Annotated in this window: 15 protein-coding genes and 1 rRNA gene; 10 read left to right on the forward strand and 6 right to left on the reverse strand. The window is 40.8% G+C overall.

Annotated features, from left to right (window positions below):
* Positions 1–479 precede the first annotated feature (479 nt).
* Positions 480–2,609 (reverse strand): phosphate acetyltransferase, encoded by a 2,130-nt coding sequence (gene pta, locus D5018_RS17170; RefSeq protein ID WP_121840219.1) that lies wholly within the window; start codon positions 2,607–2,609, stop codon positions 480–482.
* Positions 2,610–2,824: 215 nt separating this feature from the next.
* Positions 2,825–4,021 carry an acetate kinase gene (ackA, locus tag D5018_RS17175; protein ID WP_121840220.1) on the reverse strand — a complete coding sequence of 399 codons (1,197 nt, stop codon included), beginning with the start codon at positions 4,019–4,021 and terminating at the stop codon, positions 2,825–2,827.
* Positions 4,022–4,174: 153 nt separating this feature from the next.
* Here ackA and yfbV point away from each other — a divergent pair, with 153 nt between their 5' ends.
* The gene (gene yfbV, locus D5018_RS17180; protein WP_279386889.1) at positions 4,175–4,612 is read left to right on the forward strand and encodes a terminus macrodomain insulation protein YfbV; all 438 of its coding nucleotides are present in this window, start codon (positions 4,175–4,177) and stop codon (positions 4,610–4,612) included.
* 16 nt (positions 4,613–4,628) lie between these two features.
* Here yfbV and pflA read toward each other — a convergent pair whose 3' ends face one another.
* Entirely contained in the window at positions 4,629–5,369 is a 741-nt protein-coding gene (gene pflA, locus D5018_RS17185; protein ID WP_121840221.1) for a pyruvate formate lyase 1-activating protein, read from the reverse strand.
* A gap of 113 nt (positions 5,370–5,482) precedes the next feature.
* Positions 5,483–7,768, reverse strand: a complete 2,286-nt coding sequence (pflB, locus tag D5018_RS17190) for a formate C-acetyltransferase (protein ID WP_121840222.1) — start codon at positions 7,766–7,768, stop codon at positions 5,483–5,485.
* Positions 7,769–8,376: 608 nt separating this feature from the next.
* Here pflB and D5018_RS17195 point away from each other — a divergent pair.
* The 3 genes from D5018_RS17195 to D5018_RS17205 all read left to right on the forward strand — a co-directional run bounded on the left by D5018_RS17195 (position 8,377) and on the right by D5018_RS17205 (position 10,197).
* Positions 8,377–8,976: an HvfX family Cu-binding RiPP maturation protein gene (locus D5018_RS17195; protein WP_121840223.1), complete on the forward strand. Its 600-nt coding sequence runs from the start codon at positions 8,377–8,379 to the stop codon at positions 8,974–8,976.
* Between the two features lie 127 nt (positions 8,977–9,103).
* Positions 9,104–9,652, forward strand: coding sequence for an NAD(P)H nitroreductase (locus tag D5018_RS17200; protein ID WP_121840224.1), 549 nt, complete (start codon positions 9,104–9,106; stop codon positions 9,650–9,652).
* 44 nt (positions 9,653–9,696) lie between these two features.
* Entirely contained in the window at positions 9,697–10,197 is a 501-nt protein-coding gene (locus tag D5018_RS17205; RefSeq protein ID WP_121840225.1) for a GNAT family N-acetyltransferase, read from the forward strand.
* A 248-nt stretch (positions 10,198–10,445) separates the two neighbouring features.
* Here the strand turns inward: D5018_RS17205 and D5018_RS17210 are convergent, their stop codons facing one another.
* Positions 10,446–11,420: a LysR family transcriptional regulator gene (locus tag D5018_RS17210; protein ID WP_121840226.1), complete on the reverse strand. Its 975-nt coding sequence runs from the start codon at positions 11,418–11,420 to the stop codon at positions 10,446–10,448.
* Between the two features lie 70 nt (positions 11,421–11,490).
* Here D5018_RS17210 and D5018_RS17215 point away from each other — a divergent pair, with 70 nt between their 5' ends.
* The 4 genes from D5018_RS17215 (at position 11,491) to D5018_RS21575 (ending at position 16,517) form a co-directional block, all read left to right on the forward strand.
* Entirely contained in the window at positions 11,491–12,561 is a 1,071-nt protein-coding gene (locus tag D5018_RS17215) for an efflux RND transporter periplasmic adaptor subunit (RefSeq protein ID WP_121840227.1), read from the forward strand.
* 3 nt (positions 12,562–12,564) lie between these two features.
* Entirely contained in the window at positions 12,565–15,633 is a 3,069-nt protein-coding gene (locus D5018_RS17220) for an efflux RND transporter permease subunit (protein WP_121840228.1), read from the forward strand.
* Positions 15,634–15,648: 15 nt separating this feature from the next.
* Positions 15,649–16,098 carry a GNAT family N-acetyltransferase gene (locus D5018_RS17225; RefSeq protein WP_121840229.1) on the forward strand — a complete coding sequence of 150 codons (450 nt, stop codon included), beginning with the start codon at positions 15,649–15,651 and terminating at the stop codon, positions 16,096–16,098.
* 170 nt (positions 16,099–16,268) lie between these two features.
* A complete protein-coding gene (locus tag D5018_RS21575) occupies positions 16,269–16,517 on the forward strand; it encodes a hypothetical protein (RefSeq protein WP_133309327.1) in 249 nt (82 codons plus the stop codon).
* On the opposite strand, the gene D5018_RS17235 is transcribed toward D5018_RS21575, so the two are convergent.
* The gene (locus tag D5018_RS17235) at positions 16,488–17,825 is read right to left on the reverse strand and encodes an aminopeptidase P N-terminal domain-containing protein (RefSeq protein WP_121840231.1); all 1,338 of its coding nucleotides are present in this window, start codon (positions 17,823–17,825) and stop codon (positions 16,488–16,490) included. The two genes, D5018_RS21575 and D5018_RS17235, sit on opposite strands and share 30 nt — an antisense overlap.
* A gap of 138 nt (positions 17,826–17,963) precedes the next feature.
* Between D5018_RS17235 and gmhB the strand changes: the two genes are divergently transcribed.
* Positions 17,964–18,512 (forward strand): D-glycero-beta-D-manno-heptose 1,7-bisphosphate 7-phosphatase, encoded by a 549-nt coding sequence (gene gmhB, locus D5018_RS17240; protein ID WP_121840232.1) that lies wholly within the window; start codon positions 17,964–17,966, stop codon positions 18,510–18,512.
* A gap of 425 nt (positions 18,513–18,937) precedes the next feature.
* Positions 18,938–20,477: ribosomal RNA gene (locus D5018_RS17245) — 16S ribosomal RNA — on the forward strand.
* The last annotated feature ends 4 nt before the right edge of the window (positions 20,478–20,481 follow it).

The raw sequence follows: 20,481 nt of genomic DNA on the forward strand, positions 1-20,481 counted from the left end.
AAACAGCAAAAGTTGGAATAAAAAGCAAACGGTTAAAAGCTGGCTGGGATGAAGATTATTTGATGAAGGTTTTAACCGTGGGCAAACTGAGTGTCTAATTTAGACCCGTTTGCCCTAGTAGCACAAGCTATATGTCACTCTGGTCGGATATTTGATTAAAAGTATAAATTTTTTGTTATTTTTTATTGTATTTTCGTCTAATAGATAAGCTTGAAATATACAGCTCATTAATTTAGTGCACAATTGGTTTCATAAAATTCAGCATTTTTGAAATGTTTGAGTGTTTTATAGCGGTTTAAAGAAGATAAATTTGATCAGTGAAATCTAGTTCATTTAGCCTGATAATTTATGGCTACAAATGGGAGCTATAAATTGTCATCTCGGACGGTTGATGAGAAATGGGCTTTATGATTGTTTTATGGAAAAATAGCATGCGCATAATACTTTTATGCACATGCTTCAGTTTAATTAAGCAATATCTATTGAGTAGCCTGAATAGCAGTTAGAGCAATGGTGTAAACAATATCGTCAACCAATGCACCACGAGATAAATCGTTCACAGGCTTACGCATACCTTGAAGCATTGGACCAATACTGATTAAATCAGCACTTCTCTGTACCGCTTTATAAGTCGTATTACCCGTATTCAAATCTGGGAATACGAATACGGTTGCTTGACCTGCAACAGGGCTGTTTGGTGCTTTTGATTGCGCCACGTTTGGCATTACTGCAGCATCGTATTGAAGCGGTCCGTCAATGGTTAAGTCTGGACGTTTCGCTTTTGCAATTTCAGTGGCTTCACGAACTTTTTCTACGTCTGAACCAGTGCCTGAAGTACCCGTTGAGTAACTGATCATTGCCACTTTAGGGTCAATGCCAAAGGCTTTCGCCGAATCTGCAGACTGAATGGCGATATCGGCGAGTTGCTCTGCATTTGGATCTGGGTTAATCGCACAGTCACCATAAACCAATACTTGATCAGGCATCAACATAAAGAAAATAGATGATACAAGGCTAGAGCCGGGGGCGGTTTTAATTAGCTGTAAAGGTGGGCGAATGGTATTGGCTGTAGTGTTCACTGCACCAGAAACAATACCGTCAACTTCACCTTGTTCCAGCATCATAGTACCTAATACCATGTTGTCTTCTAGTTGCTCACGAGCAACTACTTCGGTAAGACCTTTGTGACGACGTAACTCAACCATAGGAGCAACGTATTTTTCACGTACCTCCTCAGGATTGATGATGGTGATGTTGTCACCCAGAGTCACTTGCTGCTGTTCTGCAATTCGATAGATTTCATCTGGATTACCAAGTAGCACACAACGAGCAATATTTCGTTCAGCACAAATGGCTGCCGCTTGAATCGTTCTAGGTTCTTCTCCCTCTGGTAGCACGACAGCTTTTCCAGCTTTGCGAGCAAGCTCAGTAAGCTTGTAGCGGAATGCAGGAGGTGATAAACGGTTTTCACGCTGTGAATCTTTGGTGATGCTTTTCACCCATTCTTTATCAATACGTCCAGCAACGAATTGCTGAACAGATTCAATACGAACGGAATCATCAACAGGAACTTCATGGTCGAAGCGTTGGATATTTAGTGAGGTCTGCCAAGTATTGGTATCGGTTAAAAATACAGGTAAACCCGTTTCAAAAGCTTGCTGACATAATTTTAATACTTCTGGCTCTGGTTCATAACTGCCAGTTAGAAGTAGTGCACCAATCTTAACGCCATTCATTGCCGCTAAACATGCTGAAACAATCACATCTGATCTATCACCTGAAGTTACTAGTAGTGAATCAGCTTTTAGATGTGTCACCATGTTAGGAATACTGCGAGCGCAGAAAGTCACTTTTCTTAATCGACGTGAATTCATATTACCCGCATTTAAGATTTTGGCTTGTAAATGCTTGGCAAGATCTGAAGCTCTAGGCGCCATTAAGTCGATATTATATGGCACAGTACCCAGTACTTTTACGGGTGTTTTTTTAGGTAAAATGTAATCTTGTACAACGGGTTCTGAATTGTCAGGATCAAATACTTCAGATAGGTCTGGTCTGGTTCGACCGTCTTCATCTACCGGAGCATTGACTTTGTTGACGATAGCACCAACCAAACGTTTATTCTTTTTGCCTCCCCAATGCTTATGAGTAATATCAAGACGCTTGACAAATTCACTTGGTGAATCATTGCCAGGAGTACCCACAAAGATGATATCTGCATCTAATGCTTTGGCAATTTTAATGTTAATCTCATCAGCGAACTGATGTTGGCGAGTTAGCACTAAACCTTCGATGACCAGAATTTCAGTGTTATGTGCGCATGAATCGGCGCGAGCAATAACTTGCTCCAATAGTACATCTAAATTTTCTTCTCGAATAAGCTCTTCAGCGTGAGCCATATTGAATGGTTCAAGTGGGTTTACTGTAGGAGATGTGCTTAAAATTGTGGTAGAGCGTTCAGAACCATGATCGTTTGGCCTCAGTTGTGCAATAGGTTTAAAAAACTGAACTTTTACCCCGTGCTGCTCGAGAGAGCGCACCATACCAAGGCTAACTGAAGTTAAGCCTACATTGGTTCCCATAGGAACCAGCATGATTTTGCGTGTCATAGTTACCTCTAATGACAAAGCACTGCGATAAAGTACCTGACCATAAGTTTCTTCAGATTTTCTAGTGCTCAGTTTCAGCACTCTACATCGTTGCAATTTCGGTTACATAGCTACGGCTATGCGCCCTTCATTGCGCCTTGTATAGCACTAAACCTGAACACAATAATTTTCAAAGAACTTATCGACAGGTACTTCTGCCGTGCTTTTTAATTCGATTATTTCACCAGTTTCATAGAGTCTTGAGCAATTACCCACTCTTCGTTCGTTGGGATAACCATAGCAACTGGGCTGGTTTCGGCGGTAATGATACCTTCATTGCCAAAGCGCGCAGCTTGATTTCGATCATCATCAACTGTGAAGTTGAAGATTGATAATAAGTTAAGCACTTTTTCGCGGATTAAAGATGAATTTTCACCAATGCCGCCTGTAAATACGATGGCATCTAAGCGACCCAAGGGTACTGTGTATGAGGCAATGTACTTGGCTAGGCGGTAGCAGAAAATTTCTAAAGCAAGCGTTGCGCCTTTATGACCTTCGGCATAACCATCTTCGATACCACGGCAGTCATTAGTTAGTTCTGAAATACCCAGTAAACCACTTTGTTTATTCAGTAGATTGTTTACTTCTTCAAGGGTATAGCCTAATTGGTTCACCAAGTGGTAGATGATAGATGGATCTAAATCGCCACAACGAGTACCCATTACCAAGCCTTCAAGTGGTGTTAAGCCCATTGAAGTATCGACACTCTTACCGCCTTTCACTGCTGTTACAGATGCACCATTACCAAGGTGTGCACAGATAACATTGGTGTCGGTTAGCTCTTTACCTAGCGCTTTTGCTGCTTCACGGCTCACAAAAAGGTGGCTGGTTCCGTGCATGCCATAACGACGTACTGCATGTTCACGATATAGCTTGTAAGGCAGCGCATAGATAAAGGCTTCTTCAGGCATTGTTTGGTGGAATGCGGTATCGAATACAGCAACTTGAGGAAGGCTAGGGAATGACGCTTGTGCTGCACGAATTCCGATCAAGTGAGCAGGGTTGTGAAGTGGTGCTAGAGATACACATTCTTCGATACCTTTTAGCACTTGATCATCAATGATCACTGAGTGAGTGAATTTCTCACCACCATGAACAATACGGTGACCGATAGCTTGAATTTGCTGCGCAAGCTCAGGTTGCTTACCAAGAATATCATTAACGATGAACTCGATAGCTTCACGGTGTGCGGTAAATGCACCTAAATTTGCTTGATGTTTTTCGCCCTGTGATTTCCATTTTATGCGAGAGTCTTCCAGACCAAAACATTCGGCTAAACCTGAAATTTTGTCATCACCAGTTTGGGCATCCATAACTGCAAATTTCAGTGATGAACTACCACAATTTAGGACTAATACGAGTTGACTGGACATGGTTAAACCTTATGTATATAGCTAATTAAAATAGTTAACGGCGAATTGCACATAATTCACCCATTGATTAAATCGTTTTAAGACAGCTTACAGAGCAGGGCGCACCTATGCTATGCTCAGTAGAGTAGTCTTTTTTGGGAGAGTGTTTTAACCGTGAAATTTTTTACAAAATTACGTGATGGCTATCGTTATATGAAAACTTGGCCAATGGTTAAACAACTCGGTTATTTTTTTCCTGAATATCGTGTTGTTAAAGCAACACAAATTGCTATTTTTTCAATGCCTTTAATTGCTGTTTTGGTCAGTGCTACTCAACTGTATATCGTTGGTTGGGACGCACTTCCGCAAGCGATAATCTATTCTTTGTTCTTTTTAAGCCTTCCAATTCAAGGGTTAATTTGGTTAGGTTGGCGAGCTAAACATCCTTTGCCTTTGTCTCTGTTTAGTTGGGGGCAAAAGCTTTCTGAAAAAATTTCAGCGGCTGGTGTTGAATGCAAACCTTTAACTTCGAAAGCGTGCTACTTTGATATGGCCGTTTTATTAAAAGTTGCGTTCGAACAGCTCGATAATAGCTATTGGGAAGAGCTTTAATACTCTTCCTTCTGCACTAATAAACAGCATTAATTCCCATATCAATAAACACTTTTTTTACTTCTTCCATGGTTTCTTTGGATGGTGGGGAGATAGCATCTAGTTGGTAGTGATCTCCTAATGCTTCCCATTTGTGTTTACCTAACTCATGGTACGGAAGCAACTCCACCTTTTCTACGTTTTTCATTGGCTTGATAAAATCAGCCAGTTTTTGTGCAGATTCAATATCATCAGTATAGCCACCGACAACCACATATCTTACCCATGTTGGCTGCTGGCGTTTTGCAAGATACTCAGCGAATTGAAGTGTTCTATGATTGCTTACTTTAGTTAGCAAAATGTGCTTGTCATCATCCATTTGCTTGATATCGAGCATGACTAAATCAGTATTATCCAACATATCATCAATAGCTTTGGTGTACTTACGAACAAAACCATTGGTATCAAGACAAGTATGGATGCCTTCTTTTTTACAAGCGGCAAACCATTCTGCGACAAATTCAGGCTGCAATATGGCTTCACCACCACTGGCGGTAACGCCACCATTACTGGCATCAAGAAAAGAGCGATAGCTAAGGACTTGCTCCATCAGTTCTTCAACTTCAATATCTTTACCACCATCGAGATCCCATGTATCGCGATTATGACAATATTGACATCGCATCAAGCAACCTTGAAGAAAGGTGATAAAACGTATGCCTGGTCCATCAACAGTACCAAAAGACTCCACTGAATGAATATGACCTGTAGTTGCCATTAAAAAGTCCTATAAACTGAATGTTTTTTGGAATAGCTTTTTATATTTTGATTTAGTTACAGCATTTCAAAAAACACTAAAAGGCCGACAGATGCTGCCGGCCAGTAATCATATTACAAGTTACTAGTGAAAGTACGAGTAATTACATCTTGTTGTTGCTCTGGTGTTAGTGCATTAAAGCGAACAGCATAACCAGATACGCGAATGGTTAGCTGAGGATACTTATCAGGGTTAACCACTGCATCTTCAAGCATTTCACGGTTTAGAACATTGACGTTCAGGTGTTGACCACCTTCATGTCCTTCTTTGTGATTAAAGTAACCGTCCATTAGCGCCGCTAGGTTCTTACGGCGACCTGTCTCATCTTTACCTAGTGCGTTAGGTACGATAGAGAAGGTGTAAGAAATCCCGTCTTGAGCGTGAGAAAATGGCAATTTAGCAACAGACGTTAATGAAGCAACTGCACCCTTTTCATCACGACCATGCATTGGGTTTGCACCAGGAGCAAAAGGAGCGCCTGCTTCACGACCATCAGGAGTATTACCTGTTTTCTTACCATAAACAACGTTAGAAGTGATGGTTAAGATCGACTGCGTTGGGATTGCGTCGCGGTACATTTTCTTATTACGGATCTTAGACATAAAGCGTTCAACCAGATCACAAGCAATATCATCAACACGTGCATCATTATTACCGAATTTCGGATATTCACCTTCAATTTCAAAATCAACAGCAATACCGTCTTCATCGCGGATAGGCTTTACTTTAGCGTACTTAATTGCAGACAAACTATCAGCAGCGATAGATAGGCCTGCAATACCGCATGCCATAGTTCGACGCACATCACGATCATGCAGTGCCATTAACGCAGCTTCGTAGCTGTACTTGTCGTGCATAAAGTGAATTGCATTCAAAGCCGTCACGTATTGAGTTGCCAGCCAGTCCATTAGACTATCTAAGTTAGTCATTACTTTGTCGAAGTCTAATACTTCGTCAGTCATTGGCGCTGCTTTAGGACCAACTTGTGCTTTTGATTTTTCATCAATACCGCCATTGATGGCGTAAAGCATGGTTTTTGCTAAGTTGGCACGAGCACCGAAGAACTGCATGTGCTTACCAACCACCATAGGACTTACACAGCAAGCGATTGCATAATCGTCAGATTCAAAATCAGGACGCATTAAGTCGTCATTTTCGTACTGGATTGAACTAGTGTCGATGGAAACTTTAGCGCAGTATTCTTTGAACGCTTGAGGCAGTGCTTCTGACCACAATACTGTGATGTTTGGCTCAGGGCTTGGGCCCATAGTGTATAAGGTATTTAAGAAACGGAAGCTGTTTTTGGTTACTAAAGTACGGCCATCTAAGCCCATACCCGCAACAGATTCAGTTGCCCAGATTGGATCGCCCGAGAACAATTCATCGTATTCTGGAGTACGTAAGAAGCGAACCATACGAAGCTTCATAACCATGTGGTCAATCATTTCTTGAGCTTCTTGCTCAGTGATAACCCCGTTGTTCAAGTCACGTTCAATGTAGATGTCTAAGAAGCTTGAAGTACGGCCTAAAGACATTGCCGCACCATTTTGGCTTTTAACCGCGGCTAGGTAGCCAAAATAAGTCCATTGGATAGCTTCTTTAGCTGTAACAGCTGGTCTTGAAATATCACAGCCATACTTCGCAGCCATTTCTTTCATTTGGCCTAGAGCACGATGTTGCTCTGCGATTTCTTCACGCAAGTTCATTACGCTTGCAACATCTTCACCTGACTCGAATTGAGCTTGTAAAGATTGGAACTGAGCGTACTTGTCTTTCATCAAGTAATCGATACCGTAAAGTGCGATACGACGGTAGTCACCGATGATACGACCACGACCATAAGCATCTGGTAAACCAGTAAGAACACCAGATTTACGACAAGCTAAGATTTCAGGAGTATAAACGTCAAACACACCTTGGTTGTGAGTCTTACGCAGCTCTGAATACACATACTTGATGGTTGGGTCTAATTCTTTATCGTAAGCTTTGCAAGAGCCTTCAACCATACGGATACCACCGTTAGGAAGAATCGCACGCTTCAAAGGTTCGTCAGTTTGTAAACCAACAATGGTTTCAAGATCTTTGTTAATGTAGCCTGCATCGTGTGAGGTGATGGTTGATACTTTATCAGTGTCGAAATCGAGAGGCGCATGAGTGCGGTTTTCTTCACTGATACCTTCCATCACTTTAGCCCAAAGTGCTGAAGTTGCTTCTGTCGCGCCAGCTAGAAAGCTTTCATCGCCTTCATACGGGTTATAGTTGGCTTGAATGAAGTCACGAACGTTAACTTCTGACTTCCAGTCGCCACTTGAGAAACCTTCCCATGCTTTTTGAAATAGCTCAGTTTTTTCGGTTGTCATACATCTACCTATAAGCTTTATCGTTAAAAATGTCTGATAGTCTAAATGCCTATCAAAATTATGAATTCTTTTGCCCAAAACTCATTATTTAATGGTGAAAAAATTCTAAAAAGAGTTGATTAGAGTTTTGGTTAATTGGTCTTACCATTTGTTGTGTTCGATGCTACCACAGTTAATTTTGTGGTAAATGGTTATAGATCAAATTACCCATATTTTTTTGAAAAGTTTGTTATCTTGGTATCATTTTTTAGACATTTTTGATTGAACAAATGATGTATAGAGTGCAATGAGAGTTAAAACAGTAATTCTTGATAGCTTATGAAAAAAAGCAATAACTGAAAAGCTGACTAAATACTCGTACTACGTGGGCTTTTTAGCGTTGATTCTTCTTTGTTGTGAAAGCTTAAATTAGCCCGCTAGTTCTGCACTTTCACGCCTCGAATAATGCAACGCTGAATAAGCCCTGAAAGTTGCATCTTCAGGTATCACGAGTATATTTCCCTTTAGCAGTATGAAAGAAATGTCTCTTTATCAAGGTCTGGATATACAGTCCCATAATATTTTGGTGTTTGATGCAGACGAGACTGTTTCAACAACAAGGAATGCATATGTTCATCGTTAATTATTACCACAAATTTTTAAATTCTATTAAATGTATTGAAGGCTTAGCCCCCTTAATGTTGCGCATTTACTTAGCTCCCGTATTAATACAGGCAGGCTATAATAAATATGCTCACTTTAGTGATACTGTTGCTTGGTTTGGGAACCCTGATTGGGGACTTGGATTACCATTACCTGCTGTGATGGCTGGGTTGGCTGTAGCGGCAGAATTGATAGGTGGTGTGCTACTCCTGATTGGTTTATTAACAAGAGTGATAGCGATACCTTTAATGGTTACTATGCTGGTTGCTGCTTTCAGTGTGCATTGGGAAAATGGTTGGTTAGCCATTGCTGATCCAAGTTCATGGTTGGCACATGATCAAGTTCTGGCTGCGGCTGAAAAACTTGAGCGAGCCAAAGAAATCCTCCAACAGCATGGTAACTATGAGTGGTTAACCTCTTCAGGAAACTTTGTGATCCTAAACAATGGTATTGAGTTTGCCATGACTTATTTCATTATGTTGTTTGCTCTTTTAGTCATGGGTGGTGGTCGCTATACCAGTGTTGATTATTTTATTGGCAAAAAATTCTGCCCTAAAGTAAATTAATTTTTTAGATAAGTCGCATTTTAATACCTGCTTTCAACTAATGTTGAGCAGGTATTTTTGTATTTGTGACAGCGAAAATAGAGTATATTAACGTTCAACTAACATTCAGTTGTTTATAGGTATTATTTTGAATGCAAAAGAACTTTTATTGACTCGGCAGTCAACGCCACGACTTGTTGCTCCAGCACCCAATGAAGCGCAGTTACAGTTTATTTTAGATGCCGCAGTTAGAGTACCTGATCATGCAGGTCTTTCACCTTATGAATTCATTATCGCTCAAGAAGATGGATTAAAGCGTTTAGCTGAAATTTACAAGAAAGCCGCAATTGTGAAAGGTGCTGATGAAGCAATGATTGAAAAGGCGGCTAAATTGCCATTTCGAGCGCCAATGGTGATTACGGTTGTAGCGAATTATTCACAACACCCTAAAGTTCCAGAAGTTGAGCAAACAATAACGGCAGGTTGCAGTGTGATGGCGATGCAACAAGCCGCATTTTCTCAAGGTTTGGGTGGAATTTGGCGAACGGGAAGTTACGCCTTTGACGATACGGTTAAAGCTGAGTTAGGGATAGATAAGAGTTCACAAATAGTTGGTTTTTTATATCTCGGTACTCCAGCCGTTCAAGCTCCAATTAAACCCAATAAATCGGGTGCTGACTTTGCGAGATATATATAACCGAACCATACTTGAATGACGGTTGAGATATAAAGGCAGTATTTATGGCGTTTCTGACGACTGAAAGACTTTCCATTCGACGGGTTGAAGAATCCGATTTAGAGTTTATTTTTCGTATCGTTAATACGCCTGGTTATATTCGATTCATTGGTGATAATAAGGTTCGAACACTGGATCATGCCAGAGCCTATATTATGAATGGGCCAAAGACCAGTTATCAACAATATGGATTTGGTCTATTTCATGTCAGCCTTATTTCTACTGGCGAAGCCATCGGGCTATGTGGCCTAACTAAGCGAGAGTTTTTACCTTTTGTTGAAATTGGCTATGCCTATTTACCTTGCTATTGGGGTAATGGATACGCAAGAGAAGCCGCTCAAGCTATTTATCGTTATGGTTACGATAAACTCAAAGTTCATCGTATTATGGCGGTTGTGAGGCCTGATAATCCGGGTTCAAAAGCTGTGTTAAGCGGACTGGGGTTAAGGTATATACGCGATATCATGCTGCCAGATGAAGAAGAGTATATGGATTTAATGGGGTAGAGGAAGTCATTAAACCTAAAAACATCAGTTGAACGCTCAATAAGGTAACATCCATCTGAATTAGCTACAACTTCAACATTTTCATCACTCTCTGAATGGGTAAAACACTCTACGCTCACAAGCTTGCTAAAATGCCCGCTAGCAGCGTTGTAACTTTTGCAAGTAGAGCAGCTACTTGCTGCAAGCTACGCCTTGCTAACAATCATTTTTTCTACGCTTGAGAACGTAGCCAGCTGATGTTTTTAGGTTTAAAGCCACTGTCTTTCCTCTGGAATTCTTTCTTTTTCTTCAATACTTAGTTTATCGATTTCTTGTAAAACAAAGTCGATGAACTTACTCGCAGAAAGACTTAAAAATGAACGTGATGGATAAACAATATTGTATTGGCTTGTAAAAGAGCTAACTTCAGATAAAAGTCGAATGAGCTTTCCATCGCTGACATCTTGTTTAGCGTATTCCTCTGGTAAACAAACAATCCCTTTTCCTGCTAAGGCGGCTTGCCTCGCAAAAGAAATATTATTGGTATGGATGTTACCTTTAATTTTTACTCCAGCAATATTATCTATTTCAGGTAGTTCATTGATAGCACTTGAGTCTAAAAAGCGATAAACAATGAAGTTATGTTCTGGCATTTCGGTAATGTCATTAGGCGCACCATGTGCATCAATATAAGCTTGGCTGGCGTAAAAATGGATTTTTGATTCAAACAATGGTCTTGCTATAAGGTTGGCGTTCTCAATTTGCTTATCAATACGAAATGCCACATCCAAATTGTATTTGATCATGTCTAGTGGTTCAGGAGAGGTGAATATCTCGACATCGAGTTGAGGATGTAACTCCATAAACGCCAAAACAATATTAAACAAGGTTGGCATCTTTGGGATTGGAAATACCTGAATTCGCAAATTACCTGTTAAAGGGGCATGTTCGTGGCTAAGATCACAAATTACTTGCTCTAATTCCTTTAAAGTTGTGAGCGATGCTTGATAAAAATTACCCCCAGCCGTTGTTAAAGCCAATTCGCGACCTGAGCGATGAAAAAGCTTAATGTTTAATTCTTCTTCTAAGGCTTTTAGACGTCGGCTTACGGTTGATTTGGGAATTGAAAGTAAATTAGCGGTTTCGTTTATACCGCCGGACTCGACTATTCGATGAAATAGCGAGATATCTTCAGTTTTCATAATTTCTATTTTTGTTTCAATAATTGCAACAGATGTTCCCACTATATCTCATTCTTTGCAACAAGAGCTTTGAGTATACTTATCGCTCAAAGTATAAATCGGACTTTCTATTATGAAATCATCAATTAACGCGGTGTTATTAATTACAGCGGCCTTATGGCTAACGGCCTGTGGTGACGATGAAAAAACAGCTGTAGAACAAAACATTGTGCAACCTGTAAAGCTATTTACCATTCCTAGCTCAATGCAGTTAACTCAGCGAAGTTTTCCTGCCAAGGTAACCGCAAATTTAGAGGCTGATTTATCTTTTCGTATTTCAGGTGTCCTTGAGCAGAGACCACCTTTTCAAGGTATGAAAGTAAAGCAAGGGCAATTGCTAGCAAAGCTTGAGCCCAAAGATGCCAAAAATAACCTTAAAAATCGTGAAGCCGATTATGAGCTCACATCTTTAGATTTTAAGCGTAAACAAAAGCTACTTACCAAAAAACTTATCTCTAAAGCCGAATTTGATGCGGCTCAAGCGAAATTAAAATCGGCTAAAGCAGCACTGGCCTCAGCTAAAGATCAACTCAGCTACACAAATTTATACGCACCTTTTGATGGAATTGTTGCTAAGGTCAACGTCCATAACTTTCAGGTGGTTGGTGCCAATCAAGCCATATTGACCTTGCAAAAAAATGATACCGTAGATTTAGCTGTGCAAATTCCTGAGCTGATTGTTGCAAACTACATCAGCAATGAGCGTTATAAATCCATAAAAGCAACAGCGCATTTTTCTGGCAAATCTTTTCCCGTTTCTTTAAAAGAGTTTGCTACTCAAGTTACAACAGGTACTCAGAGTTATGAAGTGGTTTACAGCATGACGCAACCTAAACATGTAACGCTTTTACCGGGGATGACGGCGGAAATTACTTTTGAATTGCCATCAGATCAAGCTAACAAAATACATCCTATTATTCCACTTACTTCTGTATTAAAAAGCGACGAGTCAGGGCACAGTTCTGTTTGGGTGTTTGCTGATGGAAAAGTAAATCTCAGAAAAGTAGTACTTGGTAATATCAAAGAAAATGGGATTGAAGTCATTAGCGGCGTTTCTGCAAACGAACAAATTGTGACAGCTGGCGTTAATGAGTTAACTGATGGACAAAATGTTAAGCCGTTAAAGTGGGAAAGAGGGGTTTAGCAAATGAATATCGCGGAATATTCGATAAACAATAAAGTCATCTCATGGATGTTTGCTCTGATTCTGCTCGTTGGTGGCGTGATTTCATTTACAGGGCTTGGGCAACTTGAATTTCCTGAGTTCACCATTAAACAAGCACTCGTTAATACTGCGTACCCTGGTGCATCGCCGGAGCAAGTGGAAGAAGAAGTCACGCTTCCGATCGAAGATGCGCTTCAACAAATGGATGCGGTGAAGAAAGTAAAATCCATCAATAGTGCTGGTTTGTCGCAAATTGAAATTGAAGTTTATGACTCTTATGACAAAGATAAGCTCCCTCAGGTATGGGATGAAGTAAGACGAAAAGTTCATGACTTGAAAGGTCAATTACCGATGGGGGCTTATGAGCCACAAGTCATTGACTATTTTGGTGATGTTTTTGGTCTGCTTTATAACCTTACTGGTGATGGTTATAGCGCTCGTGAAATGAGAAATTATGCTGACTTTCTTCGTCGTGAACTTGTGCTAGTTAAAGGTGTGAAAAAAGTTTCTGTAGTAGGAAATACACCGCAGCAAATTGTGGTTGAAATCTCACAACAAAAGCTCAAAAGCCTAAACCTCAATCAAGATTTACTTTACCGTGCGATTGCTAAACAGAATGTTGTATCTAATGCAGGTAGTGTCCTTTTGGGGACACAACGTATTCGCATCCATCCTACTGGTGAATTTAAAGATATTACTGATCTTGAAAATCTACTAGTTAGCCCTCCTAGCAGCAAAAAATTGGTTTATCTAAAAGACATAGCCAAGGTTTATAAAGACTATTCAGAAACACCACGTGTGCTTTATCACAACCAAGGTGAAAATGCGTTATCTGTGGGGATCGCATTTGCATCTGGTGTGAATGTCGTTGATGTGGGGAAAGCCGTTAAAGCTCGAATTGTTGAGCTTAAAGATCGACAACCAGTGGGAATGAAGTTACATAAAATCTACGATCAATCGACAGTCGTTGAAAAGACAGTAACAGGGTTTGTTATTAATCTTGCTGAATCAGTCGCTATTGTTATAGCCGTTTTACTAATATTCATGGGAGTAAGATCGGGAATCCTGATGGGGCTTATTTTGCTACTGACTATCTTAGGCACTTTCATCGTCATGAAAGTCATGGATATTCAGTTGCAGATCATTTCGTTAGGTGCGCTTATTATAGCCTTGGGTATGCTGGTGGATAACGCCATTGTTATCACCGAGGGAATAATCATTGGCTTAAAACGTGGGCAAACTCGTTTAGAAGCTGCAAAAGGAATTGTTACCCAAACCCAATGGCCTTTATTAGGGGCTACGGTTATCGCAATTATCGCTTTTGCACCCATTGGCTTAGCAGAAAACGCGGCTGGCGAATTTTGTCGTTCATTGTTTTATGTATTATGCATCTCTCTGTTCATCAGTTGGATCACTGCAATGACCTTGGTGCCTTTCTTTTGTAATGTTGCATTTAAAGACGGGGTTAAGGTTGAGGGAGAAGAGCAAGATCCATATAAGGGAATAGTATTTACGATATATCGATTTGTATTAGGCAAAGCCATTCACCATCGTACGTTGACGATTGTACTAGTCGTTGCAGCCTTATTTGGTGCTGTATCTGGTTTCGGCTATATCAAAAATGTTTTCTTTCCAGCATCAAATACGCCTATTTTCTTTGTAGATGTTTGGTTGCCAGAGGGAACAGATGTTAAAGCTAATGAAGCTTTTATTTCTAAATTAGAAAAAGACTTATTAGCAAAAGAAGCTAAGCACGATGATGGATTAGTTAACTTAACTTCTGTTATCGGCCAAGGGGCGCAACGATTTGTATTGCCTTATGTTCCAGAAAAAGGTTATGCCGCTTATTCGCAGCTGATTGTTGAAATGAAAGGTTTACCTCAGTTATATGCTTTTATGCCTAAACTAGAGCAATATCTAAGATCACATTATCCAGAAGCCCAATTTAGACTGAAGAATCTAGAAAATGGCCCATCGCCTGCCGCAAAAATTGAAGCTAAATTTTATGGTGATAATCCAGAAGTGCTTCGCTCTTTAGCTGCGAAAGCCGAAGTTGTTCTACGAAACGAGCCTACGGCGGATAATGTGAGGCACAATTGGCGTAATCAAGTCAGAATTGTTCGTCCACAAATAGCTAACGCTCAGTCACATGAGTTGGGGATCACCAAAGAAGATATTGATAATGCGCTTCTTACACATTTTAGCGGTCGAGTCATTGGAAGCTTTAGAGACACAAGTCATATTTACCCTGTTATCGCTCGAGGTTCAGACGAAGATAGAAAAGATATCGATAGCGTATCTAAAGTACAAATTTGGAACCAAAAGACCAATAGCTATGTGCCGTTAACTCAAGTAGTCACAGAGTTTAAATCGGTATGGGAAAATCCTTTAATCATTCGCCAAGACCGAAAACGTATGATTTCGGTTATGGCTGATCCTAGAGTGGGCTCAGGTGAAACTGCAGACTCGGTATTCCGTAAAATTAGAACGCAAGTAGAAGCGATTCCGTTACCACATGGCTATAAGTTAGAGTGGGGCGGAGAGTATGAAACGGCAGGTGATGCGCAAGCCGCAGTATTTAGCTCAATACCAATGGGCTATTTAGTGATGTTTTTGATCACGGTATTACTCTTTAATTCAGTCAGACAACCGCTGGTGATTTGGTTAACAGTTCCATTGTCATTAATTGGTATTGTAGCCGGTCTATTATTATTCGACGCACCGTTTAGCTTTATGGCTTTGCTCGGTTTATTGAGCTTAACTGGTATGGTGATCAAAAACGGAATCGTACTCGTAGATCAAATTAATATTGAGCTGGAAAGTGGAAAAAATGCTTACTATGCCGTTATGGATTCTGCTGTCAGTAGGGTAAGGCCGGTACTCATGGCGGCGCTTACGACTATGCTAGGAATGCTGCCTTTGTTAAATGATGCATTCTTCGGCTCAATGGCCGTAACGATTATATTTGGCTTAGGGTTTGCGTCGGTATTAACATTGATAATTTTGCCTGTCTTATATACGATATTTTTTAGGATAAAGATCCCTGAATAACAAGGAGAACTGATAATGGATTGTACGATCGCTCAAGCTACACAAACTGAAATAAAGCAAGTTGTTAAGCTATTTGATGAGTATCGACAATTTTATCATCAGCCATCCGATTTAAACTCAGCACATGAGTTTATCCAGCAAAGGATCACCGACAACAGTTCAGTGATCTTTCTTGCTTCTGACAGTAACGGAATGGGGCTTGGTTTTGTTCAGTTATATCCGAGCTTTTCTTCTGTAAAAATGAAACCCATCTATATTTTAAATGACTTATACGTTAGCCAGCATGCGCGTTGTGTTGGAGTTGGTGGGAAATTAATTGAACGTTGTATTGCCTTTGCTCAAGACCAAGGTGTGAATAGATTAGTATTAGCGACCCATCAAGAAAACATGCTAGCCCAGAAATTGTATCGCAATTATGGTTTCGTTCAGGAGCAAGAGTTTTTATCTTTCCACCTTGTGGTATGATGAAATTTTCATAATAGCGTTGCTGATTTATGCGTATTTTCAGAACTGTTATCTTAATCAGCTTATTGTGCCCTACAATAAGCTTTGCAAAATCTCCAGAGTCCCAGCTTGTAAACGAATTAGTTCAATGTGCTGCTTATTATCAAATTAGTAGTGGCATATTGAGTGATATGAAAGCTCCTAGGATGAAGGGTGTCGCTGAAAAATTGCAGGCTCAGTATAAAATCGCGTTTGGGCTCGCAAACAAATACGATAGCCATGCTATTGATAAGTTCGATGTTGCAAAATCAACACTACTAAGTGTATTGCCAGACAAACAAAACTTAAGTGAGTTAATGGCTGCCTATAAAGATAAATGCCCGCAAATTATTTCTGATCCTAAAAAGCGATTAAACTACTGGCAAATGGCTGATATGTGATCCTGATTTCATCATTGCTTCGATGTCTTCGATCGTTCTTGGAATTGCAGATGACAGGTTCTCGTAGCCAGATTCGGTTACTAAAATATCATCTTCAATTCTGATGGCGATACCTCGGTATTCTGCTGGAACATCTGTTGCGTTGGATGGAATGTAAATTCCCGGTTCGATAGTAAATACCATATTAGGTGCAAGCGTTATCCAGTTGCCGTCACTATCATGATATGAACCCACATCGTGTACATCCATCCCTAACCAATGGCCTGTTTTATGAACAGTAAAGCGTTTGTATGCTTCTGTCTTCATTACGTCATTAAACTCACCTTTTAATAAGCCTAATTCAATGAGACCTTTTGCTAATACCGTCATACAAGTTTCGTAAAGTTCATTCCAAACTAAACCCGGAGTGACTTTTTCTATAGCAGAATCTAATGCTAGTAACACTAATTCATAGATTTGTTTTTGAGCTTTAGTGAAAGTGCCTGATATAGGGTAGCTACGGGTAATATCCGACGCATACATCTGGTATTCAGCGCCTGCATCAATGAGTAGCATGCGATTTTCATCGAGTATCGAGTTATTTTCTTCATAATGAAGGCACATAGCATTATCACCACTGGCAACAATACTTGGATAAGCAACTTCGGTGCAACCATGCTTTGCGATTGCTTGCATAAAAAGGGCAGCAAGCTGAGATTCATTTTCTACAAAAGGACAACATTGCATTACAGCACAATGACCATCGATAGAAGCTGAAATGGCTTTTTTGATGCAGTCAATTTCAAGAGGGCTTTTAATTAATCGATGCTGATGAAGATGTTTAGCTAAAGGCTGCACACTTCTGTACTGCTTAATAACATCAAACTTAGCACTATGGCGCTGTTGGTTTACCCACTTGATAACTTGATGAAAAATAATGAATGACTCATCAGAAATAAAAACATTTTCAACTTTATCTAAGGCTTTTAGCAGTTGTTCTTCAAATTGATCAATATTAAAAGCTCTGTCTGCACAAAAGTCTGTAAGTGCACCATCAATTCCTGCTCGAGAACCAAAGCTGGTTTCTAATTCTGCATCTTTAGCCTGACAAAAAAGAGAATATACACTGTCATTGTCAACTTTTTTAATAAGTGCGTAAGCATTGGGTTCGCTAAAGCCTGTTAGGTAGAAAAAGTCATTTTCTTGTCTGAAATGGTATTTAATGTTTTTACTTCTGACCTTTTGCTGATAACCGACCAATATCACTAAAGAATTTGCAGGTAGCTCTTTCAGTAATCGATCACGACGATATTTATAAATAGTATCCATTTCATAAGTCCTTTTCCCAAGTTGAATCACTATAGTTGGATACAATATGCATATCAATGGTAAAGAACACAGTGCATTTACAATCACACAATGGGATAATATTTCTAATTAAGAATATAAGTGTTGTTGGAGTAAAGCTTGAATAAAGCCGTTTTTTTAGATCGTGATGGTGTTATTAACCTTGATCATGGATACGTACATAAAGTCGATGACTTTGAATACATTGAAGGCGTTTTTGATGCATGTAAAGAATTAAAACAAATGGGTTATAAATTAGTTGTAGTAACTAATCAATCAGGTATCGCCCGAGGAATGTATTCTGAAGATGACTTTCATGCTTTAACAGAATGGATGGACTGGAACTTTGTAGATAAAGGCGTAGAACTCGATGGTATCTATTACTGTCCACATCATCCAGAAAAGGGATTAGGAGAATATAAAACAGATTGTGAATGTCGTAAGCCTAAACCTGGCATGCTAATTTCTGCTGCACGATTTTTAAAAATTGATCTAGAAAACTCCATCATGGTTGGTGATAAGCATGATGACATGCTTGCCGCAAAGAATGCTGGAGTTAATACCAGACTTTTGGTTAAAACTGGAAAAGTCATCGCAGATACAAGTGAAGCTTCAGCGCTTATTGAGAGCATTGCTGAACTTCCACAGTGGTTAAAAGACAATATTTGAACAAATTTCAGCTAAAAATGCGGCTTTTGAGTGTTTTGTGAACGCTTGGAGCGAAAATCGTATTTTTCTTTCAAAAACCACTTGCGCAAAATTCTAAGCTCCATATAATGCGCAACCACTGACACGATGAGTCAGCAATCAAGTCTATAAGGACTTGGTTTTGTTCTTTAAAAATAAGTATCAAGCAAATCTGTGTGGACACTCACAGGGATAGAAACATCCAGTTATCATCTTAGGATGCTAGCAAAAATTCTATCAATGAAGAGTCCGCATAGATAGAAATCAAACTTACTTAGGTAAGACTGATTTCAGACATGCAAATTTTTTGCTTTTAGATTTTTTAGCTCTTTGCTAAGAAATTCTGAAAACAAGGAATCGACAGAATTCATTGAGTTGAAAGCGAAAGCTTTCACAAATTAAACTTTTAATTGAAGAGTTTGATCATGGCTCAGATTGAACGCTGGCGGCAGGCCTAACACATGCAAGTCGAGCGGAAACGAGAGGTGCTTGCACCTCGGCGTCGAGCGGCGGACGGGTGAGTAATGCCTGGGAATTTGCCCAGTTGTGGGGGATAACCATTGGAAACGATGGCTAATACCGCATAAACCCTACGGGGAAAAGGGGAGGCTCTTCGGACTTCTCGCAATTGGATAAGCCCAGGTGGGATTAGCTAGTAGGTGAGGTAATGGCTCACCTAGGCGACGATCCCTAGCTGTTCTGAGAGGATGATCAGCCACACTGGGACTGAGACACGGCCCAGACTCCTACGGGAGGCAGCAGTGGGGAATATTGCACAATGGGGGGAACCCTGATGCAGCCATGCCGCGTGTGTGAAGAAGGCCCTAGGGTTGTAAAGCACTTTCAGCGAGGAGGAAAGGTGAGTAGTTAATACCTGCTCACTGTGACGTTACTCGCAGAAGAAGCACCGGCTAACTCCGTGCCAGCAGCCGCGGTAATACGGAGGGTGCGAGCGTTAATCGGAATTACTGGGCGTAAAGCGTGCGCAGGCGGTTTGCTAAGTCAGATGTGAAAGCCCCGGGCTCAACCTGGGAATCGCATTTGAAACTGGCAAACTAGAGTCTTGTAGAGGGGGGTAGAATTTCAGGTGTAGCGGTGAAATGCGTAGAGATCTGAAGGAATACCGGTGGCGAAGGCGGCCCCCTGGACAAAGACTGACGCTCAGGCACGAAAGCGTGGGGAGCAAACAGGATTAGATACCCTGGTAGTCCACGCCGTAAACGATGTCTACTCGGAATTTGGTCTCTTGAAGACTGGGTTCTCAAGCTAACGCATTAAGTAGACCGCCTGGGGAGTACGGCCGCAAGGTTAAAACTCAAATGAATTGACGGGGGCCCGCACAAGCGGTGGAGCATGTGGTTTAATTCGATGCAACGCGAAGAACCTTACCTACTCTTGACATCCTCAGAATTTGGCAGAGATGCCTTAGTGCCTTCGGGAACTGAGAGACAGGTGCTGCATGGCTGTCGTCAGCTCGTGTTGTGAAATGTTGGGTTAAGTCCCGCAACGAGCGCAACCCTTATCCTTATTTGCCAGCACTTCGGGTGGGAACTTTAGGGAGACTGCCGGTGATAAACCGGAGGAAGGTGGGGACGACGTCAAGTCATCATGGCCCTTACGAGTAGGGCTACACACGTGCTACAATGGGCATTACAGAGGGTTGCGAAGCCGCGAGGTGGAGCTAATCTCAGAAAGGTGCTCGTAGTCCGGATTGGAGTCTGCAACTCGACTCCATGAAGTCGGAATCGCTAGTAATCGCGGATCAGAATGCCGCGGTGAATACGTTCCCGGGCCTTGTACACACCGCCCGTCACACCATGGGAGTGGGCTGCACCAGAAGTAGATAGTCTAACCTTCGGGAGGACGTTTACCACGGTGTGGTTCATGACTGGGGTGAAGTCGTAACAAGGTAGCCCTAGGGGAACCTGGGGCTGGATCACCTCCTTATCGA

The organism is Parashewanella curva (genome assembly GCF_003675895.1).
Taxonomy (GTDB): domain Bacteria; phylum Pseudomonadota; class Gammaproteobacteria; order Enterobacterales; family Shewanellaceae; genus Parashewanella; species Parashewanella curva.